Origin of the sequence: Streptomyces sp. NPDC055962, assembly GCF_042270185.1 — a bacterium.
Lineage (GTDB): Bacteria > Actinomycetota > Actinomycetes > Streptomycetales > Streptomycetaceae > Streptomyces.
Genome location: NZ_JBHJYN010000008.1, coordinates 335,911 through 357,868, shown reverse-complemented (window position 1 = coordinate 357,868; position 21,958 = coordinate 335,911). Strand labels below are relative to the sequence as shown.

17 protein-coding genes are annotated in these 21,958 nt (G+C 73.3%); 5 read left to right on the top strand and 12 right to left on the bottom strand.

The genetic code is table 11. The annotated features are described in order from the left end of the window. Positions 1–33: 33 nt before the first annotated feature. The 6 genes from manA to ACFC51_RS24020 form a co-directional block, all read right to left on the bottom strand. A complete protein-coding gene (gene manA, locus ACFC51_RS24045) occupies positions 34–1,224 on the bottom strand; it encodes a mannose-6-phosphate isomerase, class I (protein WP_376530686.1) in 1,191 nt (396 codons plus the stop codon). A gap of 55 nt (positions 1,225–1,279) precedes the next feature. Next, complete coding sequence (locus ACFC51_RS24040) at positions 1,280–2,416, bottom strand: SIS domain-containing protein (RefSeq protein ID WP_376530684.1); 1,137 nt, start codon at positions 2,414–2,416, stop codon at positions 1,280–1,282. A 41-nt stretch (positions 2,417–2,457) separates the two neighbouring features. Continuing rightward, positions 2,458–2,640 carry a Trm112 family protein gene (locus ACFC51_RS24035; RefSeq protein ID WP_376379757.1) on the bottom strand — a complete coding sequence of 61 codons (183 nt, stop codon included), beginning with the start codon at positions 2,638–2,640 and terminating at the stop codon, positions 2,458–2,460. A 386-nt stretch (positions 2,641–3,026) separates the two neighbouring features. Continuing rightward, on the bottom strand, positions 3,027–4,394 hold the full coding sequence (locus tag ACFC51_RS24030) for a phosphomannomutase/phosphoglucomutase (protein WP_376379759.1): 1,368 nt from the start codon (positions 4,392–4,394) through the stop codon (positions 3,027–3,029). 63 nt (positions 4,395–4,457) lie between these two features. Next, a complete protein-coding gene (locus ACFC51_RS24025) occupies positions 4,458–6,074 on the bottom strand; it encodes an L-lactate permease (RefSeq protein ID WP_376379762.1) in 1,617 nt (538 codons plus the stop codon). A 288-nt stretch (positions 6,075–6,362) separates the two neighbouring features. Beyond that, complete coding sequence (locus ACFC51_RS24020; RefSeq protein WP_053929176.1) at positions 6,363–6,734, bottom strand: DUF3499 domain-containing protein; 372 nt, start codon at positions 6,732–6,734, stop codon at positions 6,363–6,365. A 313-nt stretch (positions 6,735–7,047) separates the two neighbouring features. Between ACFC51_RS24020 and ACFC51_RS24015 the strand changes: the two genes are divergently transcribed. Then, positions 7,048–7,476: a metallopeptidase family protein gene (locus tag ACFC51_RS24015; protein WP_376379764.1), complete on the top strand. Its 429-nt coding sequence runs from the start codon at positions 7,048–7,050 to the stop codon at positions 7,474–7,476. Between the two features lie 21 nt (positions 7,477–7,497). On the opposite strand, the gene ACFC51_RS24010 is transcribed toward ACFC51_RS24015, so the two are convergent. From ACFC51_RS24010 to ACFC51_RS24000, 3 genes are all read right to left on the bottom strand, one after another. Further along, positions 7,498–9,027, bottom strand: coding sequence for a DUF5719 family protein (locus ACFC51_RS24010; protein ID WP_376379767.1), 1,530 nt, complete (start codon positions 9,025–9,027; stop codon positions 7,498–7,500). Continuing rightward, on the bottom strand, positions 9,024–12,947 hold the full coding sequence (locus ACFC51_RS24005; protein ID WP_376530682.1) for a glycosyltransferase: 3,924 nt from the start codon (positions 12,945–12,947) through the stop codon (positions 9,024–9,026). Before ACFC51_RS24005 ends, ACFC51_RS24010 begins: the two co-directional genes overlap by 4 nt. 275 nt (positions 12,948–13,222) lie before the next feature. Further along, positions 13,223–13,486 (bottom strand): WhiB family transcriptional regulator, encoded by a 264-nt coding sequence (locus ACFC51_RS24000; protein ID WP_031093859.1) that lies wholly within the window; start codon positions 13,484–13,486, stop codon positions 13,223–13,225. 651 nt (positions 13,487–14,137) lie between these two features. Between ACFC51_RS24000 and ACFC51_RS23995 the strand changes: the two genes are divergently transcribed. The 3 genes from ACFC51_RS23995 to ACFC51_RS23985 all read left to right on the top strand — a co-directional run bounded on the left by ACFC51_RS23995 (position 14,138) and on the right by ACFC51_RS23985 (position 17,068). After that, positions 14,138–14,638 (top strand): cysteine dioxygenase family protein, encoded by a 501-nt coding sequence (locus ACFC51_RS23995; RefSeq protein WP_376379375.1) that lies wholly within the window; start codon positions 14,138–14,140, stop codon positions 14,636–14,638. 151 nt (positions 14,639–14,789) lie between these two features. Continuing rightward, on the top strand, positions 14,790–15,746 hold the full coding sequence (gene cofD, locus ACFC51_RS23990) for a 2-phospho-L-lactate transferase (RefSeq protein WP_376379373.1): 957 nt from the start codon (positions 14,790–14,792) through the stop codon (positions 15,744–15,746). Beyond that, positions 15,743–17,068, top strand: coding sequence for a coenzyme F420-0:L-glutamate ligase (locus tag ACFC51_RS23985; RefSeq protein ID WP_376379370.1), 1,326 nt, complete (start codon positions 15,743–15,745; stop codon positions 17,066–17,068). The genes cofD and ACFC51_RS23985 overlap by 4 nt, the downstream gene beginning before the upstream one ends. 78 nt (positions 17,069–17,146) lie before the next feature. Here the strand turns inward: ACFC51_RS23985 and ACFC51_RS23980 are convergent, their stop codons facing one another. The 3 genes from ACFC51_RS23980 to ACFC51_RS23970 all read right to left on the bottom strand — a co-directional run bounded on the left by ACFC51_RS23980 (position 17,147) and on the right by ACFC51_RS23970 (position 20,878). After that, a complete protein-coding gene (locus ACFC51_RS23980) occupies positions 17,147–18,151 on the bottom strand; it encodes a DNA-3-methyladenine glycosylase family protein (protein ID WP_376379367.1) in 1,005 nt (334 codons plus the stop codon). A gap of 57 nt (positions 18,152–18,208) precedes the next feature. Next, positions 18,209–19,300, bottom strand: coding sequence for a sugar phosphate nucleotidyltransferase (locus ACFC51_RS23975; RefSeq protein WP_376379364.1), 1,092 nt, complete (start codon positions 19,298–19,300; stop codon positions 18,209–18,211). A gap of 78 nt (positions 19,301–19,378) precedes the next feature. After that, positions 19,379–20,878, bottom strand: coding sequence for a peptidoglycan recognition protein (locus tag ACFC51_RS23970; RefSeq protein ID WP_376379361.1), 1,500 nt, complete (start codon positions 20,876–20,878; stop codon positions 19,379–19,381). A gap of 140 nt (positions 20,879–21,018) precedes the next feature. Between ACFC51_RS23970 and ACFC51_RS23965 the strand changes: the two genes are divergently transcribed. Continuing rightward, positions 21,019–21,771, top strand: a complete 753-nt coding sequence (locus tag ACFC51_RS23965; protein ID WP_376379358.1) for a TIGR03089 family protein — start codon at positions 21,019–21,021, stop codon at positions 21,769–21,771. Positions 21,772–21,958: the final 187 nt, after the last annotated feature.

Genomic DNA, 21,958 nt, shown 5'->3' with positions numbered 1-21,958 from the left:
GACATTGTTGCAGCCGCTCGTGCGGACGGTACGTCAGACCATCACGGTCGCGCGGAAGAGTGTTCCCGTACCGGTCGCTTCGACCGTTTCGTCCGCCGGGACGAACACGGATTCGCCGGGTGCGAGGGTGATGTCGCCGGCCGTCGGGGCGCCCGCGGTGCAGAGCAGGATCTGCGGGGTGGGGGCCGTGAGGTCGACGGGGGCACCGCCGGAGGACAGGACGTAGCGCGAGAGCCGGAACTCGTCGACGGGTGTCTGGTACAGCTCCTCGCCGGTGGGCGACGCCTCAGGGCGCAGGATGCCGGGCTCGGTGGCTTCGAAGCGGACGATGCGCAGGAGTTCGGGGACGTCGACGTGCTTGGGGGTCAGACCGCAGCGCAGCACGTTGTCGGAGTTGGCCATGATCTCGACGCCGAGGCCGCCGAGGTAGGCGTGCGGCACGCCCGCACCGAGGAACATGGCCTCGCCGGGCTGGAGTTGTACGTAGTTCAGCAGCATCGCCGCGATGACGCCCGGGTCGCCGGGGTAGTGGTGGGCGATCTGGGCGTACGGGGCGTGGGCGCCGCCGAGCCGTTCCGCGGCCTCGGCCGCCTCGGCGACCGTGTGCGCCATCTCTGCGGGGTCGGCCGTGAGGATCGCCGTGAGGACCTCGCGCAGGGCCCCGTCCTCCGGGTGGGCGAGGAGCAGGTCCGCATAGGGCTTGAGGGAGTCGACGCCGAGGGCCGCTATCAGTTCGGCGGCCTCGGCGGGCCTGCGGAAGCCGCACAGCCCGTCGAAGGGCGTGAGCGCGCAGATCAGTTCGGGCTTGTGGTTGGCGTCCTTGTACGTGCGGTGGGGGGCGTCGACGGGGACGCCCCGGCGCTCCTCGTCCGCGTACCCCTGCTGTGCCTGTGCGAGGTCGGGGTGGACCTGGAGCGACAGCGGGGCGCCTGCCGCGAGCAGCTTGAGCAGGAAGGGGAGGCGGGGGCCGAAGGCACGTACGGCGGCGGCACCGAGTTCGCGTGCGGGGTCCTCGGCGATCACGTCCGTGAGGGACCGCTCGCCCGTTCCGGAGCCGGCGCCGTCCGGTCCCGGGGAACGGCGGAGGCGCGACGGGGCTCCCGGGTGGGCGCCCATCCACATCTCGGCCTGGGGTTCGCCGGTCGGGGCTGTGCCCAGCAGCTCGGGGATGGCCGTGGTGGACCCCCAGGCGTAGGGGCGCACGGTGTTGGAGAGCCGGTCCATGGAGATTCGTCCTCGTGGATGCGCGGGGGCGTGGGTGCCCGGGGAGTGAGGGCCGTCAGGCCCGGTTGTCGGAGGCCAGGGAGGCGTAGACGGCGGCGAAGTCGGTGACCGCGAGGAGCTCGGCGAGGGCTTCGAGTTCGCTGCCCTCCTCCGGTTCCAGTTCGCTGATGGCCGTGTCGTGGCTCAGGGCCAGCTCGCGGGCGGCCGGGCTCGCGGTCAGACCGCCGGCGGGCCGGTCGCGGAGGAGTACGACCCGGGCCCGCATCGCCTCGGGCTCGTCGACCCGGTCGCGGAAGAAGTCGTCGGGGTCGCCCCCCGCGGCGAAGGCTCCGGCGAGCAGGCCCCCGTGGGAGGGCAGCGCCTGCGGCAGCTCGGCGACGAGCGCCGGGCGTCCGGCGAGCTCGGCCAGGACGGCGGCGAAGCGGCGCCCGACCGGGCCGGCGGCCTCGCCCTCCGTCCAGACGAGGGGGAGGCTGTCGGCGAGCTCCGAGGCGAGGGTCTTGGCCGGGTTGCTGTACGTGGCGATGGCCGGACCGCAGCGCTCGGCTGTGCGGTCGAGGCGGTCGGCGACCTTCTGGAGGGTCTCCGGGGGCGCGTCGATCAGTCCGACCCGGTCCAGCAGGGCGAGCAGCGGGGTGAGGAGGGCCCAGAGCGTGCCGGGGCCCGCCGCCGAGGTCTCGGCGTCGTACTCCCCGTGCGGGGCGGCCGCCATCGGCACGACGAGCCCGTGGACCCCGTCGACCGCTTCGCGCAGCGGGGACCGGACGGGGGCGACGGCGACGACCGTGCAGCCGCGGCGGTACGCCTGCTCGGCGAGCAGGGCGAGGCCGGGTTCCGATCCGTCGGCCGTGGCGATGAGCAGCAGGTCGACCGACCCGGCCCAGCCCGGCAGGGTCCAGCGCAGCGCACCGGCGGCTGCCGCGACCCCGGTGGGCCGGATCGCCGTGACGGGCGCCGAGGCTCCGGCGAGGGCGCCGATCAGGTCGGCGACTCCTGTGGCGGCGGTGCCGGGGCCCGCGACGAGGACGGCGCGGGGCCGGCCCTCGGGCGCCAGTGTGCCGATGCCCGCCTCGGCGGCGTGCCGGGCGGCGGTGCGGACGCGGGCTCCGGCCTCGGCGGCACCGCGGAGCAGACCTCGCCGGTCGGCTCGTGCCAGGGCTTCCGGTGCGTCGAGCAGCGACTCGTCGAGCATGTGGTGTGGCCTCCGAATCACCGTGCTGATCAGGGTGCGGGTTACGCGGGGCGGCGGGCCTCGTCGACGAGGAGCACGGGGATGTCGTCGCGGACCGGATAGGCGAGACCGCAGTCCGTGCCGGTGCAGACCAGCTCGGGGCTCTCGGCCGCGGAGCGGTCGTCGAGCCCGGCGTGGCAGGCCGGGCAGGCGAGGATCTCCAGGAGGCCGGCTTCGAGCGGCATGGGGTGGGTCCCTTCAGACATGCGGTGCGGAACCGGTCGGCCCGGGTCGGGGCCGGCGGAGCTTCGGGCGTGGTCAGCCTACCGCCGGGCCGGGAGCGTCGCGGCCCGGCGGGCCTCCCCCGTCAGGGCATGCGTCGGCGGCGTGCCCGGGAGGAGCGGTCGGGGGCCCATCGGCACCCCATGGACCGCGGCCGGCACGGGCGCACGGCCCACGGTCGACACGCGGAACGGGTACCCCACGGACCACGGTCGGTTCAGGAGTCACGGTCGGCATCGTCACCTCACGGCTCTCTCGGCCGGCGCCTCACGGCTCGTGCGGCGCCTCCCGGCTCATGGGCACCCCGTGTCCGGCGTGCCCACGGTGCGTCTGCCCCGATGCCTACCGGTCACGCCCGGACGAGGGCGAGGACCTCGTCGCGTACGGCTGCCATCGTCCGCCCGTCGCGTGCCTCGACGTTCAGGCGCAGCAGCGGCTCGGTGTTGGAGGCGCGGAGGTTGAACCACCAGTCGGCACCGGTCACCGTGAGCCCGTCGAGCTCGTCGAACCCGACGCCCTCGCGGCCTTCGTACGCCGCCCTGATCGCCTTCAGCCGGCCCGCCTGGTCGTCGACGGTGGAGTTGATCTCGCCGGAGCCGGTGTAGCGGTCGTAGCTGTCGAGGAGGCCGGAGAGCGGGCCCTCCTGGCTTCCGAGTGCTGCCAGGACGTGCAGGGCGGCGAGCATGCCCGTGTCGGCGTTCCAGAAGTCACGGAAGTAGTAGTGCGCGGAGTGCTCGCCACCGAAGATCGCGCCGTGCTCGGCCATCTCGGCCTTGATGAAGGAGTGGCCGACGCGGGTACGGACGGGGGTCCCGCCGTTCTCCCGGACGACCTCGGGGACCGACCACGAGGTGATCAGGTTGTGGATGACGGTGCCCTCGCCGCCGTTGCGGGCCAGCTCGCGGGCGGCGACCAGGGCCGTGATCGCGGACGGGGAGACGCCTTCGCCGCGCTCGTCGACGACGAAGCAGCGGTCGGCGTCGCCGTCGAAGGCCAGACCGAGGTCGGCGCCCTCCGCGAGGACGCGGGCGCGGAGGTCGAGGATGTTCTTCGGGTCGAGGGGGTTGGCCTCGTGGTTGGGGAACGTACCGTCGAGCTCGAAGTACATGGGTACGAGGTCGAGGGGGAGCCCCGCGAAGACGGTCGGGACGGTGTGGCCGCCCATGCCGTTGCCGGCGTCCACGACGACCTTGAGCGGCCGGATTCCCTCCAGGGCGACGAGGCCCAGCAGGTGCGCGGCGTAGTCGGAGAGGGTGTCGCGCTCGGTGACCGTGCCCGGGGTGACGGCGGCCGCGGCGGGCATGCCGCTCTCCGACCACTGCTCGACCAGCGTGCGGATCTCGGTCAGTCCGGTGTCCTGGCCCACCGGCGCGGCCCCGGCACGGCACAGCTTGATGCCGTTGTACCGCGCCGGGTTGTGCGAGGCCGTGAACATCGCTCCGGGCAGGTCCAGCGCCCCGGACGCGTAGTAGAGCTGGTCCGTCGAGCAGAGCCCGATGAGGGTCACGTCGGCGCCGAGGGCAGTGGCGCCGCGGGCGAAGGCGGCGGCCAGCCCGGGGGAGGACGGCCTCATGTCGTGGCCGATCACGATCGCGTCCGCGTCGGTGACCCGGACGAAGGCGGCGCCGAACAGTTCGGCGAGGCCCTCGTCCCACTGGTCGGGCACGACTCCGCGCACGTCGTACGCCTTCACGAGCTGCGACAGGTCAGCAACCACGGCCGGTCCTCCTGGGGGGTCTCTGCGGACCGCCCAAACTACCCGGCGGCCCCGGGCCCCGGTTCAGGGGAGCATCCAGCCCAGCACCGCCGTGCTCTGCGCCATCACGATCAGGCACATCACCAGCAGCAGGCCGAGGCTCCAGGGCAGGACCTTGCGCAGCAGGTCGCCCTCCCGTCCGGCGAGGCCGACGGCCGCGCAGGCGATGGTCAGGTTCTGCGGGGAGATCATCTTGCCGAGCACTCCCCCGGAGCTGTTGGCGGCGGCGAGGAGCTCCGGCGAGAGACCCGACTCCCGTGCGGCGGACACCTGGAGCGCGCCGAAGAGGGCGTTGGCCGAGGTGTCGGAGCCGGAGACGGCGACGCCGAACCAGCCGAGCACCGGAGAGAGGAAGGCGAGTCCGGCACCGGCCGCGGCGACGGACTGACCGATGGTGGCCGCCTGTCCGGAGAGGTTCATGACGTAGGCGAGGGCGAGCACGGACGTCACCGTGAGGATCGCGTACCGCAGTTCGTGCACGGTGGCCGCCCACTCCCGCGCCGCGGCGCCGGCCCGTACGCCGAGCACGGCGGCGGTGACCAGTCCGGCGAGCAGGACGAGGGTGCCGCCCGTGCCGAGGAGCGGGAGGGTGAACACGTTGGCGCCCACCGGTTCGCCGTCGGGTCCCGCGACGTCGAGGAACGGCCAGTCGAAGACACGCGTCGCCTCGGCCAGCAGCTCCTTGACCGGAGGGATCTGGGCGAGGGAGAACACCGCGACGATCAGTGCGTACGGGGCGTAGGCCCGCAGCACCTCCCGGCGCGGGTCCTCCTGGTCCAGGTCCTCGCTGCGCGCGCCCGTCAGCACGGCGGCGCGTACGGGTTCGTCGGCGGGCCTGCGCGCTCCGGGTACGGCGATCAGCGCGGCCGCGCCCACCAGAGCCGCCGCGATGTCGGCGAGTTGGGCCGACACGAAGTTGGACGCGGCGAACTGCGCGACGGCGAAGGCCACTCCGCAGACGAACGCCGGCACCCAGGTCTCGCGCAGTCCGCGCCTTCCGTCGACCAGGAAGACCAGGATCAGCGGGACGACGAGCGCGAGCAGGGGTGTCTGCCGCCCGACGACCGTCGCGACGTCGTCCAGCGGAAGGCCGGTGACCTGGGCCAGCGTCACCACGGGTGTCCCCATGGCACCGAAGGCGACGGGGGCGGTGTTGGCGACCAGGGACACGACGGCGGCCTTCACCGGGTCGAAGCCGAGCGCGACGAGCATGACCGAGCAGATCGCGACGGGCGCGCCGAACCCGGCCAGCGCCTCCAGGAGCGCGCCGAAGCAGAAGGCGATGACGAGGGCCTGGATGCGGGGGTCGTCGGAGACCCTGCCGAAGGAGCGCCGCAGGATGTCGAAGTGCTGGGTGCGGACGGTCATCCGGTACACCCAGAGGGCGTTGACGACGATCCACATGATGGGGAAGAGCCCGAAGAGGACGCCCTGCGCCCCTGCGGACAGGGTCTGCCCCACGGGCATGCCGAACGCCAGCCATCCGACGAGCACGGCGACGGCGAGACCGATGAGCCCGGCGCGGTGGGCCTTCATGCGTACGGCACCGAGCAGGACCAGGACGGTCACCAGCGGCAAGGAAGCGACAAGAGCGGACAGACCGAGCGAATCGGCTACGGGTTCGAGTTGCTGGACAAACACACAGACCTCCCCGGATTCCGTGATGCGGAAGCGATCTCTCACGGGTGGGGGAATGGTCGTGTCCGCGCCAAGTCGGCGTCAATGCTCCGTACCGGAAAACTTCGTGCGGCCTCAGACGTGACGGACGGGACTCATGGGGCGGGAGGTGTACCAGGGGTCCGGAAACGGGGCCGGGGGAACCGGAGAGCGTGCCGGAAGGCCCGGACCCGAAGGAGCCCGAAGGAGCCCGAACGAATCGGGAGAAGCCGGAAGGGGCGGGAATCGAGCCGGAGAGGAGCCGGAGAGGCGTCAGGAGTCCGGGGAGCGCAGCACCCGGAGATGCCCCCGGCGCGCGACCTCGACCGGGTCGGCCGCTCGCGGCCCCCTGCCGCCCTGCTGCCTGTCCTGGGGCCGGGCCGCCTCGCGGACGGCGTTGGCGAGCGCTTCGAGGTCGTCACCACTGGGGCGGGTGGGGGCCGATGGGTCGGAGAGCCGGACCACTTCCCAGCCGCGCGGCGCGGTGAGCCGCTCGCCGTGCTCGGCACAGAGGTCGTAGCAGTGGGGCTCGGCATAGGTGGCGAGCGGGCCGAGGACCGCGGTCGAGTCGGCATAGACGTACGTCAGTGTCGCGACGGCGGGACGGCCGCACGCGGTTCGCGAACAGCGACGTACAGGGCTCACGATGTTGGACGGTACCGCACTCTTGAGCGGGCTGCGACGACTCTCCCTCAGCTCACCCCCTCGTGTCGCCCTGTGGACAGGGCCGCGCGCGGCTCCGGAGCAACCTGTCCCACCTGCGCGGCAACTGCTGCGCGCGGGACCGGTCCGGTTCGCCGGGGGAACAGGAGCGGTCGTACGACGGAGGGGCCGCGATCGGAGCAAGGACCAGAACCGCACGCAACCGTGGCCGGAATGTTCATCTCGGGACATCCACCGGGCCCGCCCGGGAAGGAGTGATCGCGCCCCGCCCGGGGAGGGTTACGCTGCGTCGGTGATGGACAGTTCCGTACCGCCCCAGCCGTCCGAGCCGCGGCCCCGCCGCCGCGACCGCCACGGCCGTGGCATGCGCGGACCGGTCGCGCCGCCCCAGGTACCGCTCTCCGTCAGCAGGGCCGAGAGTTTCCGGGACCTGGTGCAGGATTCGGTGGAGCGGCTGGAGCGGCGTTGGCCGCAGCTGACCGATGTCGACTTCCAGGTCCTCGACGTGCCCGGTTCGCTCGAGGACACCGTGCCGCTGGGGCGCGCGGTGTCCGCCGCGAAGGGCCGGCCCGCGCAGATCGTCGTCTACCGCCGCCCCGTGGAGATCCGCACCAAGAGCCGCGACGAGCGCGCCCTGCTGGTGCACGAGGTCGTCGTGGAGCAGGTCGCCGAACTGCTGGGCCTCTCGCCCGAATCGGTCGACCCGCGCTACGGGCAGGACTGAAGCCCGCCCGCAGCACACGCCTCAGTCGTCCAGGACCGACAGGTCCTGCTCCGCCGCGGGCACCTCGACCGTGCCCCCGTCGTCCGGCAGCGTCTGCACGGTGAACATGTCGACGCCGCCCTCCGGGATCGTGAGCGTGCGGGCCGCGTGGACCGGGCCGCCGGACTCCGTCTCCACGGTCAGGGCGTAGCCGCCCTTGAGGCCGGCCGGTGCTTCGGGGGTCACCTCCAGCGTCGTACCGCCCTTGACCGTGTACGTCTTGACGGTCGCCTCACCGCCCTCGCTGCCCGCGGAGGCCGTGACCTTGACCTTGGCCGTGGCTCCCGGGGCCGTCAGGGAGAGCACCGAGCCCTTCGCACGGTTGTCGGCGACGCTCGCCCGCTCGCCCACCGCCCCGGTCGCCGGGATGAAGGCGATCTCCTGCTTGGCGCCGGTGCCGCGCACCACGCGCAGCGCGGCGACCACCGGGGTCGTGCTGCCGTCGGCCGGGGACAGCCGGAGCGAGCCGGGCTCCCCCCGCGTGACGTCCTTGAGGTCGACGCTCGCGGTCATCCGCGACTTGATGTGCAGGGTGGCGTTCCCCGCCGGTGAGAACGCCGCGTTCTTGCCGAGGAGCTGGATCTTCACATCGGCGTCGTCCTCCCCCGGCGCGAAGGCCACCAGGCGCACGGAGGTGGCGTCGGCGGGGATGCCCGGCAGGACCTGGGTGCCCGCGGGGTCGGCGGAGGCGGTCAGCCAGTCGCTGCCCACCTCGTCCTCGGCCGCGCTCACGACCGCGCCGACACGTCCGGTCCTGGTGGTGACGTGGACGGTCACGTTCTCGGCGGCCTCGCTCGTGAGGGTCGAGATCAGCATCGGGACGCTCGACCTCGCCGGGACGGTGATGCCCTCCCCCACGTCGGACTTGAGGGGCCCGTCCGCTCCGTACAGCTCGATGTCGGCGACGGCGGCGGTGTCGTCGGGGTTCGTCAGGTGGACGTAGTCCTGGCGGCTCGCCCCGGTGCTCGCTCCCGGGAACCAGAAGTCCGTGTCCGGGGCGGTGCAGCTGACGCCCAGCAGGCCGCGGGCGCCGCCCGCGGCGGTCGTGGTGGTCTGCTGCGCGGTCCAGCCGGGGGCGAACTTCCCGGTCGCGGTGCCGACCAGGGCGGGGGCGTCGGACTTGGCGGTCTCGGCGGTGCCCGGCTTGCCGAGGTCCTTCAGGGAGATGACGGGCTTGCTCGCGGCGGCCTTCTTCTTGTCCGCGTCCTTGTCGGCCGCGTCCTTGTCGGCCGGGGCGTCCTCGTCCGCCGGAAGGGGATCGGCCGGCTCCAGCTCGGCGGCACCGGCCTCACCGCCGTCCTCCCCTGCCGGGGTGAAGGAGGAGTACGTCGTCTCCGCCAGGTCGGACATGCTCGGCGCCGGGCACAGCAGGCTGGAGCGCTCGACGGGCAGCCGGGCGGCGGACCCGGCCTCCGCCGTGCCCTCGTCGCCCGGCGCGGTGAGCGCGGCGAAACCGGTGACGGCGGCGAGGGCGACGACGCCCGCGATCAGGGACAGGGAGGTGGACTTCACTCGGACTCGCCTCGCGATGCGTTGCCGTTGCCGGTCTGCCAGGGGCCGTGGCCCGGGGCTGTGTTCTGGTCGTGCCGGTCGTGCCGGTCGTGCCGGTCGTGCCCGTCGTGCCCGTCGTGCCCCTCAGACCCGTCAGGCCCGTCGTACGGGACGGACTCACCCGTCCCCGGGGCGTACGGCTGCTGCTGGGCGTAGCCGTACGGGTCGTAGGCACCCTGCTGCTGGTACGGATCCTGCTGGTAGGGGTCGGCCTGGTAGTACTGGCCGGCGTCCTGCCCGCCCTGGTACTGGCTGTAGTCGGCGCCCTGGTACTGCTGGGCGTCCCACTCCCCGTACCCCTGCTGCGGCACGGCCGCGTACGTGCCGGTCCCGTCCTGGTCCGCGGGTACAGCCGCGTACGTGCCCGTGCCGTCCTGGTCCGCGGGTACCGCCGCGTACGTGCCCGTGCCGTCCTGGTCCGGAACCGCCGCGTACGTGCCCGTGCCGTCCTGGTCCGGAACCGCCGCGTACGGATCGGCGTTCTGCTGCGCCGGGATGTACTCGTCCGGGACCTGCTCCGGCATGCCCGGAGCGGACTCGCCGTATCCGGGCTCCCCACCGTCCTCCGTGTACGCCGCCGCACCGACGGCGTCGTCGCCCGCCGCCGCTTCCGCCTGGGCGGCCGCGCGCAGCCTGCGGGCCCGGCGTCCCTCCCCGGCGACCGGCTCGGCGGGGACGGTCTCGGTCTCCTCGGGCAGGTCGTCGTCGACCTCCCGGCGGCGGCCCGGCAGAGCCATGACCACCAGGACGACGCCGAGCGCCACCTGCGTCCAGACCCAGACGGTGTGCGTGAAGGGGGCGTCGTACGTGAGGTCGAGCCTGCCGCCCTCGGTGGGCAGCTCGAAGCCCTGGGCCCAGCCGTCCACGGTCTTCGGGGTGAGGGCCCGGCCGTTCAGGGTGGCCTGCCAGCCCGGATCGGCCGCGTCGGCGATCCGCAGCACACGGCCGGAGTCACCTTCGGGAATCGTGGAGTGCGCCTCGACGGACAGCGAACCGACGGGCACGGGCTCGCTGTCCGCGCCGGCGGGGACGATCGCGAGCCTGGAGACCTGGCGGTCGACGCGCCACAGGGCACTGCCGTCCAGCTGGCTGAGCCGGCTCAGGCCGGGCGTCGAGTCCAGCACCCGGCTCATCTGCCGCGGCGCCCCGTCCCGTACGAGGACGTAGCGGACGGCGAAGCCGCTGAGCTGGCTCCCCTGGTCCGCTCCGGAGCCCGCGACCAGGTTGGCGACGACCTTGTCGAGGTGGGTGTTGCTGCCGCCCGCCTCGGTGAGCTCGCCGTCGCCGAGCCGGGCACCCGAACCGCGGACCAGGCTGTAGGAGACGGTGTCCGTCGACGAGCCCCCGAGCACCAGGGTGCGTGCCTGGTCGCGCGTGGTGCTCTCCTCCGCGACGAAGGCGGGCACCTGCACGGGGTCGCGGCGTTCCACCGGACCGGCCGCGCCTCCGATCATCCAGCCCACCGCGGCGAGGACCGGGGCGAGCCCGGCCGCCAGGGCGATCAGTGCGGCGGCCGGCTGGCGCCAGCCGAAGCTCAGCGCGGCGACGCGGACCCGGGCGCCGTCCGCGCCGAGCAGGGCGGCGGCGAGCAGGGCGATGCCGTAGACGAGGGTGGCCGGACCGGCCCAGGTGGAGCCGTTCGAGAGAGCGGCGAAGACCAGGGCGACGAGCACGACGGCCCAGGCGGTGCGGATCGCGAACTGCCGCTCCCCGCGCATCAGGGCGGCCAGCGCGGCAAGCACGATGCCCAGCAGCAGGACGCCGCCCGCGGCCTTGGGGCCGCCGGGGCTGATGCCGAGCAGGTCGAGGGCGGACGCGGTGCCCGTACCGATGTCGAGCCCGGCCTCCTTCAGGAATCCGGACGGGCCGGCCAGCAGCGAGAGCGACCAGGGCGCGAGGACCAGCATCGGGGTGCCGGCCATGGCCAGGAAGCGCAGGCCGTACGCCACGATGTCGTTCCGCCGCAGCACCAGCACCCCGATGCCGAGGACCACCGCGAGCGGCCAGACGATCGGGGTGAACGCCGTCGTGAAGGTGAGCAGCAGGGTGTACGCCCAGGTGGCGCGCCAGCTGCCGCGGGTGGTGGAACCGTCGCCGCGCAGCCCGTGCGCGGCGACGGCCGCCCGTGCGATCAGCGGGAGGAGGACCGCCAGTACGGCGGTACCGAGCCGGCCGGTGGCCAGCGCCCCGGTCGCGGCGGGCAGGAAGGCGTACGCGACGCTCGCCCAGGCACGCAGGAGCCGGGACTCGATCAGCGGCCGGGAGGCGAAGTACGCGGTGAGCCCGGCGAGCGGGACCGAGCAGACGAGCAGCAGGGTGAGGGCGAATCCCGTGGAGCCGAGGAAGAGCGCCGACAGGGCCGCGATCAGAGCGAGGTAGGGCGGTGCGGACTGCGTTCCGCCGGTGCCGACCGGATGCCAGCCGTCGGCGTAGCGCGCCCAGAGGTCGGAGACGTCGGCCGGGGCGGGCAGCAGTGCGCCACCCGCGAGGGCGCCGCTGCCGAGCAGGCCCCGGCAGGCCACGAGCGAGACCAGGAGGAGGATCAGGAAGAGCACGGGGCCGGGCTTGCGGCCGACCTTCTTGAGCCGGGCGAACTGCTCGATCTCCAGGAAGTCGGCGTCGTCGCCGCCGGGGCCGGACTCGACCACACCGTGCCGTGAGCCGCCGGAGTCGGAGTCGGTGCGGTTGCCGAAGTTGCCCGCGATCTGTTCGACGGTGGCACGGACCGTGGCGCCGGGCGGCGGGAACAGGGACCGCAGTTCGGCCGCGTCCACCGCTCCCCGTCCGCGGGCGCGCCGCGCGGCGAGGATGCGCCCGGGGCGCAGGAGGGTGCCGAAGAGCCCGGCGACCTCGTCGAGAGCCTGTCCCGGCACCTTGCCGACGAGGTAGGCGAGGGTACGGAGCAGGGTGCCGACGACGAGGCGGAGCAGGGCCCACGGCAGCTGCTTGCCGCGGGCGTTGACCAGCATCGTGTAGACGGCGCCCGCCTTGTCGACGCGGTGCGGGCTGGAGACGGAGCGCCCGGCGCAGTCGATGGGGCGGCGTTCCCTGGCCGAGGCCTCGGCGTGCCGCAGTACGGCGTCGGGGGCCACGAGGACCCGGTGGCCGGCCATGTGGGCGCGCCAGCAGAGGTCGACGTCGTCGCGCATCAGCGGGAGCCTGCGGTCGAAGCCGCCGAGCTCCTCCCAGACGTCGCGGCGCACGAGCATGCCGGCGGAGGAGACGGAGAGCACCGTACGGACCTGGTCGTGCTGGCCCTGGTCCTGCTCGCGGCGGTCCAGCCCGGTCCAGCGGCGTCCGCTGTTGGCGATGGAGACGCCGACCTCGAGGAGCTGCTTGCGGTCGTACCAGCCACGGAGCTTCGGTCCGACGATCGCGGCGTGCGGGTCGTTGTCGACGACGCGGAGCATCTCGGCGAGCGCGTCCGGCTCGGGCGCGCTGTCGTCGTGCAGGAGCCAGAGCCACTGGACGGGTTCGCCGTGCGGGAGCTCCGGGAGGTCGTAGGCGTCGTCGCGCCAGCTCCGGGTGACCGGGTCCCAGCCGCTGGGGCGCTTCAGGTAGGGCAGGTCGTCGGGGGTGAGGACGCCGGCCGTGCGGGTCGCCTCGTCGACGGCGGTGCCAAAGCTCGTACGCCGCGCCAGGTGGAGCACGCGCTCGCCGCCGAGCGCCTCGGTGACCAGGCGGGCGGAGTCGTCGGCGCTGCCGGTGTCGGCGGCGACGACGTTCTGTACGGGGCGTTCCTGCCCGAGCAGTCCGCCGAGCACGCGGGGCAGCCAGCGCTCACCGTCGTGCGAGACGAGCACGGCGGTGACGACGTGGCGGGGGAACTCTGGGGCGGCGGCGGCCGCGTTCGGCGCCGCCGAGTGGCTGTGCACGGACATCGGGGTACGGGCCCTCCGGCCGGGTCCGGAGGGGGTCCCCCCCGGGGGCTGCATCGGTGTACACGCGCGCCCCGGCGGGGCGTTGGCGCGTCTCTCGGACGGGGCCCCACACTAACGGTACGGCCGTGCGCCCCGCGCCGAGCGGTTGACCGGCGGGAACGCGGGACGGCCGGAGATGCCGGAGATGGCCGGACATGGCGATGGCCTGGGGGCCGCACCCGCGTGCGGGGTGCGGCCCCCAGGCCACCGGCGTTCCTGCGGCTGTGCGCGCCGTGTCAGATGGCGGCCTTCTTCAGGCGCCGGCGCTCACGCTCCGAGAGGCCGCCCCAGATACCGAACCGTTCGTCGTTGTTGAGGGCGTACTCAAGGCATTCGGAACGGACTTCACAGGCGAGGCAGACCTTCTTGGCCTCGCGGGTGGATCCGCCCTTCTCGGGAAAGAAGGACTCGGGGTCGGTCTGGGCGCACAGTGCGCGCTCCTGCCAGCCGAGTTCCTCGTCCGCGTCCTCGACCAGCAGTTGCTGGAACAGCTCGGTCATGTGCGCCCCTCGTCTGTCTCTTGCGTCCCCGTGATGCGGCCGTTATCGATGCGGCCGAACGACACGAGTGAAATTACAAGTGTGTAGCTTCGGGCCAGTCAAGCGAGGATCTGCTATTGGCCTCGGTATTCACTCTGCGGAACCAAGCGTATGCGGAAAGTGTTCAAATCACCAAAAACCTGACATATGCCACCAGCGCCGATCCGCTGCGCTTCTCACCGGGTGAGACGAGCGGGGTCGCCCTGATGTTTCGATTTGATCACCGAAGCGACCAGGATCACAGGAGGGTCACGGCGCATCAGCCGTGTTCGAGGACACGGCTGTTGCGCCACCTTGCCTCTCCGGCGGGTGCCAAAACCTTTCTCCATCCCTCACAACCGGATGGGGTGAAACATTGCCGCCAAATCGGTCATTGAGTTGACAGAAGACAGACCCAGCCGGTCTCCTTGACTGCATGCCAGCGACCGCAGCGATGTACACGACCCACGTCCGTGGGTTCCGTACCGCTGTCCAGGCCCGCTGTTGCTGTTCCAGCTGTCACAGCTGTTGAAGCCGTAGCGCTCCAGCTCTGATCCAGCTTCACCTCACCGCATTCCGGTCTCCGCGACACCCCCCGCACGCGCCTCCCCATGCCGAGGAACCACCGCACCCATGAACAGCGACAGCGACCTTTCGATCGCCGGCGACATCCTCGAGGTCCAGCACCTCCTCCGCCCGGCCGGCCCCCACCCCTCCACCGTGGCCGGGTTCGCCGGCCTGGCCCGGTCCATCGCGGCCGACCGTGACCGGTGGGCCCCGCTCGTCCGGTACGACACGGCCACCCGCTGGTACCACCGGCTGCAGCAGGGCCCCGGTTACGAGGTGTGGCTGCTGAGCTGGGTCCCCGGCCAGGGCAGCGGCCGCCACGACCACGGTCCCTCCTCCGGCGTACTCACCGTCCTGGAAGGGGAGTTGACCGAGCACACGGCGCGCGGGGCACACTCCCTGGGCTCCGGCGCGCAGCGCGTCTTCGCCCCCGGCTACGTCCACGAGGTCGTCAACGACGCCCTGGAGCCGGCCGTCAGCCTCCACGTGTACTTCCCGGGCCTGACCGAGATGCCGATGCACGCGGCTCGCTGCGCCGCCGCGTCCGAGGACACCGTCCCCGCCTGACGGGCCGCCCGGTGTCCCGCAGGGCGGGCGGCCGGCACCTGCCCGCCCGTCTCCCACCACCCCCACATCGATCAGGCTCCGCCTGACAGTCCCACCCGCCGCCCGCCACCACCCCCACAACGATCAGGCTCCGCCTGACAGACTGCTCTTCATGCGCATTGTGGTTCTGGCCGGCGGTATCGGTGGTGCTCGTTTCCTGCGTGGCCTCAGACAGGCCGCGCCCGACGCGGACATCACGGTGATCGGCAACACCGGCGACGACATCCATCTGTTCGGGCTGAAGGTCTGCCCCGACCTCGACACCGTGATGTACACCCTGGGCGGTGGCATCGACGAGGAGCAGGGCTGGGGGCGTACCGACGAGAGTTTCCGCGTCAAGGACGAGCTCGCGGCGTACGGGGTGGGACCCGAGTGGTTCGGCCTCGGCGACCGCGACTTCGCGACCCACATCGTCCGTACGCAGATGCTCGGCGCGGGCTACCCCCTGAGCGCGGTCACCGAGGCGCTCTGCGCACGGTGGAAGCCGGGCGTGCGGCTCATCCCGATGACCGACGACCGCGTCGAGACGCACGTGGCGGTGGACGTCGACGGCGAGAGCCGGGCCGTCCACTTCCAGGAGTACTGGGTGAAGATGCGCGCCTCCGTACCCGCGCAGGCCGTCGTGCCCGTCGGCGCGGACCAGGCGAAGCCCGCGCCGGGCGTCCTGGAGGCCGTCGCCGAGGCCGACGTCATCCTGTTCCCCCCGTCGAACCCGGTCGTGTCGGTGGGCACCATCCTCGCCGTGCCCGGGATCCGGGAGGCGATCGCCGAGGCCGGGGTCCCCGTCGTGGGGCTCTCCCCGATCGTCGGTGACGCACCCGTGCGCGGCATGGCCGACAAGGTGCTGGCCGCCGTGGGCGTCGAGTCCACCGCCGCGGCCGTCGCCCAGCACTACGGCTCGGGGCTGCTCGACGGCTGGCTCGTCGACAGCGTGGACGCCGGAGCCGTCGGCGAGGTCGAGGCGGCCGGGATCCGCTGCCGCGCCGTCCCGCTGATGATGACGGACGTGGACGCCACCGCCGAGATGGCCCGGCAGGCCCTGGCGCTGGCCGAGGAGGTACGGGCATGAGCGGCGCAGCTGCGGACGGTACGCCCTCGTACCGGGTGTGGGCGCTGCCCGGGATGCCCGAGGTGCGGGAGGGGGACGACCTCGCGAAGCTGATCGCCACGACGGAGCCCGGCCTGGTGGACGGCGACGTCCTGCTCGTCACCTCGAAGATCGTCTCCAAGGCCGAGGGCAGGATCGTGGAGGCGACGGACCGGGAGGCGGCGATCGACGCCGAGACGGTCCGGGTGGTCGCCAGGCGCGGGACGCTCAGGATCGTGGAGAACCGGCAGGGCCTCGTCATGGCCGCCGCAGGGGTCGACGCCTCGAACACCCCGGCCGGGACGGTACTGCTGCTGCCCGAGGACCCGGACGCCTCGGCCCGGCTGATCCGGGACGGCCTGCGGGACGCGCTCGGTGTCGAGGTCGGGGTCGTCGTCACGGACACCTTCGGCCGGCCCTGGCGGAACGGCCTGACGGACGTGGCGATCGGGGCGGCGGGCGTCAGGGTGCTCGACGATCTCAGGGGCGGCACCGACGGACACGGCAACCCGCTGAGCGCCACCGTCGTGGCCACGGCCGACGAACTGGCCTCGGCGGGCGATCTGGTGAAGGGCAAGGCGTCCGGGCTGCCGGTGGCGGTGGTGCGCGGGCTGCCCCACGTCGTCGCGGGCCCGGACGCACCCGACGAGGGTGCCCGTGCGATGGTGCGGGTCGCGGCCGACGACATGTTCCGGCTGGGGACGTCCGAGGCGGTGCGGGAGGCGCTGAACCTGCGGCGCACGGTGCGTGAGTTCACCGACGAGCCGGTCGACCCCGGGGCCGTACGACGCGCGGTGGCGGCGGCGGTGACGGCTCCGGCGCCCCACCACACGACGCCCTGGCGGTTCGTCCTGCTGGAGTCGGAGGAATCGCGTCACCGGCTGCTGGACGCCATGCGGGACGCGTGGATCGCGGACCTGCGGCGTGACGGGCGCAGCGAGGAGTCGGTCGCGAAGCGGGTGCGCCGGGGCGATGTCCTGCGCAACGCGCCGTATCTGGCGGTGCCGTGCCTCGTTGCGGACGGGTCGCACCACTACGGGGACGAGCGCCGGGACACCGCGGAACGCGAGATGTTCGTGGTCGCCGCCGGCGCGGGCGTGCAGAACTTCCTGGTGGCGCTCGCCGGTGAGCGGCTCGGTTCTGCGTGGGTGTCCTCGACGATGTTCTGCCGGGACGTGGTGCGTGAGGTTCTGGACCTGCCGGACTCGTGGGACCCGCTGGGCGCGGTGGCCGTGGGTCACGCGAAGGGGACACCGCCCGTGCGGGCGGCCCGGGACGTGGAGGCGTTCGTCACGGTGCGCTGAGGCGCCGGTGTGCCAGGGCGTTCCCGGGGCTGCGTTCGTCGCGGTGCGCCGGGCGCCGCGCCGCCGATGCGGGGCCGGCTAGAGCCGGGCGATGTCGCGCGGCGTCATCTTGGGAGCCCGTCGGGCCGGGGTGCGGCCGGAGAGCATGATCAGCCGCGTCGCGCGGTGGCGCTGCCCCTCGTACGGGGCGAGGAGGGCCAGCATCTCCTCGTCGTCGGCGTCCCTGTGGTCCGCGAGCGCGTGGCCGACGATGCCCGGCAGATGGAGATCACCGACCGTCACCGCGTCGGCCGCGCCGTTCGAGCGCTGCAGGGTCTCCGCCGCGGTCCAGGGGCCGATGCCCGGGATCAGCTGCAGCCGGGCCATGGCCTCGGGGAGGTCCATCGCGGCCGCCTCCTCCATCCGCCGCGCCACCCGGACGGCGCGCAGGATCGTGGCGGAGCGTTTGGCGTCCACGCCCGCGCGGTGCCACTCCCAGGACGGGATCAGCGACCAGGTCCGCGCGTCCGGCATGACGTACAGGCCGTGGGTGCCGAACGTCGTGCCGGCCGGGCCGGGGGCCGGGGTGCCGTAGGTGCGGAGCAGCAGCCGCCAGGCGCGGTAGGCCTCGTCGGTGGTGACCTTCTGTTCCAGGACCGACGGGATCAGGGACTCCATGACCAGCCCGGTGCGCAGCAGGCGCAGGCCCGGCCGGCGGTGCTGCGTCAGCGCGAGCAGCCGGTGGCGCGGGCGGAAGTCCTCCGGGGTGTCGTGCGCGCCGAGCAGGGCCGGGAGCCCGTCCAGGAGCCACTGCGCGCCCGGTCCCCAGGCCGCCGCGGCGATCCGGCCGTCGTGGGAGGCCGAGACGCGCAGGGTGCCGGGACCGGCCGGGGTGCGCGTCGCACGCCAGAAGGTCCCGTCGGGCAGGGCCCGGTAGGCGGGGTCCGCCGGGCCGCGCCGCAGCGGGCTCAGGACCAGCCGCAGGTCGAGCGGGCCAGCCGGCGTCCAGCTCCTGGTCAGCGGCGGGGCGGACGCGTCACCGGGCCCTGGCTCCGGCTCCTGCCGGGGCACGGCGGTGGTGCGGGGTACGAAGCGTCCTGCCACGGGTGAGGTCCTAGGTCGTCGGGGGTACCTGTCGAGGGTACGGCCGACGGGGAGTGTTCACTGGTCGGACGAGAAGCGGAGCGAGGCGTCCGGGAGGACCGCGCCGCACCAGACGCGGACCCCGTCACGCAGTTCGTTGTCGGCGCCGACCTGGGCGCCGTCACCGATCACCGCCCCCGTGAGGACCGTACGGCTGCCGATCCGGGCGCCGGCCCCGACCAGCGAGTCGGTCACCACCGCGCCGGGTTCGACGACGGCGCCGTCCAGCACGGTGGAGCCGGTGATCCTGGCGCCCGCGCCGATCAGGGCGCCCTCCCCGATGACCGTGCCGCCGGTGAGCTTGGCGTCGGGGGCCACGGAGGCGGTGGGCAGGACGAGCCGGTCGCCGCAGCGGCCGGGGACCGCCGGGGAGGGGGCGCGGCCCATGACCAGGTCGGCCGAGCCGCGTACGAACGCCTGCGGGGTGCCGAGGTCCAGCCAGTAGGTGGAGTCGACCATGCCCTGGAGGTGGGCGCCGGAGTCCAGCAGCCCGGGGAAGGTCTCGCGCTCCACGGAGACCGGCCGGCCCACCGGGATCGTGTCGATGACCGACCGGCGGAAGACGTACGCCCCCGCGTTGATCTGGTCGGTGACTATCTCCTCGGGGGTCTGCGGCTTCTCCAGGAAGGCCGTCACCCTGCCGGTGGGGTCCGTCGGCACGAGGCCGAAGGCGCGCGGGTCCTCCACCCTGGTCAGGTGCAGGGAGACGTCCGCCCCGGAGGTGGAGTGCGCGGCGACGAGGGCCCGGATGTCGAGGCCGGTGAGGATGTCCCCGTTGAACACGATGACGGGCTCGTCCGGGCCCCCGGTCAGCCGCGACGCCACGTTCCGGATGGCTCCGCCGGTGCCGAGGGGTTCGTCCTCGGTGACGTACTCGATCGAGAGGCCGAGCGACGAACCGTCACCGAAGTACGGCTCGAACACCTCCGCCAGGTAGGACGTCGCGAGCACGATGTGCTCCACGCCGGCCGCCCTGGCACGCGCCAGCTGGTGCGTGAGGAAGGGCACACCCGCCGCCGGGACCATCGGCTTCGGGGTGTGCACCGTGAGCGGACGCAGCCGGGTGCCCTTGCCACCGACCAGGAGGATCGCTTCTCTTGCCTCTGTCACAGCACCGTCTCTGCTTCCTGCTGGGGCCGGGCCTCGTTTCGGCTGGCCAGTGTATGCAGACTGTCCGGAGCCTTCCGGTCAGCGGCCCTGCAGCTTCGCGGAACTGGTCCGTGCCGTGCCGAGCTTCTTGTAGAGACGGATTCCGGGGCATTCGGTTGCGAAGCCGTCGCGGTGCCCGGAGATGACGTTGAGTGTGGCCTTGGCACCCTTCTTGTACTTGCCGCTTCCGCCGGAGACGAGTGTCACCTTGCCCTTGGGGTTGCGGCCGAACAGACCGAGCTTCCAGGCCGTGAGCTTGGCGATCGCGGTGACGGCGGCGGCGGGCGGGTTCTTCGAGCTGTACGTCCCGAGTACCGCGATGCCCATGCTGTTCGTGTTGAAACCGAGGGTGTGGGCGCCGAGGACCGCCTTGGTCACGCCGCCGGCGCGTCCCTCGTAGATGTTCCCGCACTTGTCGACGGCGAAGTTGTAGCCGATGTCGCGCCAGCCGCTGCTCTTGACGTGGTACCGGTAGATGCCGCGCAGGACGGACGGCGCCTGGGCGCAGGTGTAGTTGTTGCCGGTGGCGCTGTGGTGGATGAAGGCGGCCTTCACGGTCGAGGTGTACGCGAAGGTGCGCTCCCGCAGGCTCTCGTCGGCGCCCCAGCCCTTACGGGTGACGATGCGCGGGCGCGGCCCGACGAACGGCTTGGCGCCCGCCCCGACGACCGCCTGCTCCTCCGACTGGGCCTTGCTCAGGGCGGAGATCTCGGTGGCCCCCAGCGGGGCGAGGTCGGCGTTGACCGCGGAACTCTCCGCCGCGGCCATGGAGAGGGCCACCGACGCGGGGAGCACGCCGGGCTGGGCAGCCGTGGCCGGCTGACCCGCAGTGGCCGGCTGACCCGCAGTGGCAGGCTGGGCGGCCGTGGCGGGCGTCGCGGTGCCCGCCGAGGGGGTGCCTGCTGACGGGGTGCCTGCCGACGGGGTGACGGTGTCGTCGGCGCGCGGCTCCTCCGTGTCGTCGCCGGGGTCGACGAGTTCGACCCGCAGGCCGGCGGGGAGGGGTGCGGCGTCAGCGGCGCCGCTCCGCGGTCCGGCGCTCTCGGAACGGACGCGCACCTCGACCCCGTCCGAGTCGCCGACCCAGAGGGGGGCGGTCGAGCCCCGCACCGTGCCCGATTCGCGTTCGGGGCTGCCCGAGTCGGCGGCGTGGTCGGTGTTGTGGGTCTCCAGGGACTGCCAGCCGGACCACCTGGTGGTGCCGGTCGCGCGGGTACGGACCTGGACGTTGCCGTGCAGCTCGGCGTCGGCGTCGTCCCAGACCACTCCGACGAGCGAGAAGCGGTGGGCGTCGCGCCGGAGCAGTCCCCGCGCGGCCTCCGGGTTGAGGGATTCGGTGGGTTCACCGGTGGTCCGCGGGACCGCGCCGGTGAGCGGTCGCAGCGGCAGTGACTGGGTCGAGCCCGCGGGTTCGGCGGGGGCGGCGGGCGCCTGTGCGACCGGGGTCCGGACAGGGGCGGCGGGTGCCGGCGCGGCGAGCGGAAGGGTGAGTGCCGTCGCGCAGGTGACGCCGATCGAGGTTGCAAGAAGTGCACGCATACAGGAAATTCTTGACGGAATCCGTCATTTCCGGCTACTGGAGTGCCGTCGCGCTCACTTGACACACCGTCTGCCGAACCGGTGTACGGGGCACCCGTCACGCACGGTCGGGCCCGCGCCCGCCGCGTACCCTTGCGCGGATGAACGCCAGTGATCGCACCCCCGCCGACCTGCTGCGATCCGCGCTCGCCGCGGACCCGGCCCGCCCCCTCGTCACCTTCTACGACGACGCAACCGGAGAGCGCGTCGAACTGTCGGTGGCCACCTTCGCCAATTGGGTGGCCAAGACCGCCAACCTGCTCCAGGGCGACCTGGCCGCCGAGCCTGGCGACCGGCTCGCCCTGCTGCTCCCCGCGCACTGGCAGTCGGCCGTCTGGCTGCTCGCCTGCTCGTCGGTGGGCGTGGTCGCCGAGGTCCAGGGCGACCCGGCCTCCGCCGACCTGGTCGTCAGCGGACCCGACTCACTCGACCGGGCCCGCGCCTGCCGGGGCGAGCGCGTCGCGCTGGCCCTGCGCCCGCTGGGCGGCCGGTTCCCGCAGACGCCCGAGGGGTTCGCCGACTACGCGGTGGAGGTGCCGGGCCAGGGCGACCGCTTCGCCCCGTTCGCCCCGGTGGACCCGGCAGCCCCCGCACTGACCGTGGGCGGCGTGGGCCTGACGGCGGACCAGCTGGTGGCCCGGGCCCGTGAGGACGCGGCGGAGCTGGGGCTCGGCCCGGGTGCGAGGCTCCTGACGGGGCGCTCGTACGACACGTGGGAGGGACTCTCCGCCGGACTCTTCGCACCGTTGGCCGCGGGGGGCTCCGTGGTCCTGTGCCGCCACCTCGGGCAGCTGGACGCCGGTGCGCTGGCCCAGCGCACCGAAAGCGAGCGGATCACCAACACTGCGGTATGACAAGCGCCCTGAAGGCCACTCGTCCGGCCCAGGGCGGGCCGAGCCCCCGGGACTGAGCACCGACGGCAGTACATGATCAGGCGGTACGTGGCACCGCCAGGGAACGCCCCCTGCATGCACAACCAAGCGTGAGGTTCAGCCGTCTACTTCTGCGACCGGCGGCTCATCGCGCCGCCGAACATGAAGG

Bases quoted from the DNA above. Each gene is read 5' to 3' on its own strand.
- ACFC51_RS24005 (WP_376530682.1), bottom strand. From the start codon at position 12,947: ATGTCCGTGCACAGCCACTCGGCGGCGCCGAACGCGGCCGCCGCCGCC.
- cofD (WP_376379373.1), top strand. From the start codon at position 14,790: ATGCGCATTGTGGTTCTGGCCGGCGGTATCGGTGGTGCTCGTTTCCTG.
- ACFC51_RS23995 (WP_376379375.1), top strand. From the start codon at position 14,138: ATGAACAGCGACAGCGACCTTTCGATCGCCGGCGACATCCTCGAGGTC.
- ACFC51_RS24015 (WP_376379764.1), top strand. From the start codon at position 7,048: ATGGACAGTTCCGTACCGCCCCAGCCGTCCGAGCCGCGGCCCCGCCGC.
- manA (WP_376530686.1), bottom strand. From the start codon at position 1,224: ATGGACCGGCTCTCCAACACCGTGCGCCCCTACGCCTGGGGGTCCACC.
- ACFC51_RS23985 (WP_376379370.1), top strand. From the start codon at position 15,743: ATGAGCGGCGCAGCTGCGGACGGTACGCCCTCGTACCGGGTGTGGGCG.
- ACFC51_RS23970 (WP_376379361.1), bottom strand. From the start codon at position 20,878: ATGCGTGCACTTCTTGCAACCTCGATCGGCGTCACCTGCGCGACGGCA.
- ACFC51_RS23965 (WP_376379358.1), top strand. From the start codon at position 21,019: ATGAACGCCAGTGATCGCACCCCCGCCGACCTGCTGCGATCCGCGCTC.
- ACFC51_RS24040 (WP_376530684.1), bottom strand. From the start codon at position 2,416: ATGCTCGACGAGTCGCTGCTCGACGCACCGGAAGCCCTGGCACGAGCC.
- ACFC51_RS24000 (WP_031093859.1), bottom strand. From the start codon at position 13,486: ATGACCGAGCTGTTCCAGCAACTGCTGGTCGAGGACGCGGACGAGGAA.
- ACFC51_RS24035 (WP_376379757.1), bottom strand. From the start codon at position 2,640: ATGCCGCTCGAAGCCGGCCTCCTGGAGATCCTCGCCTGCCCGGCCTGC.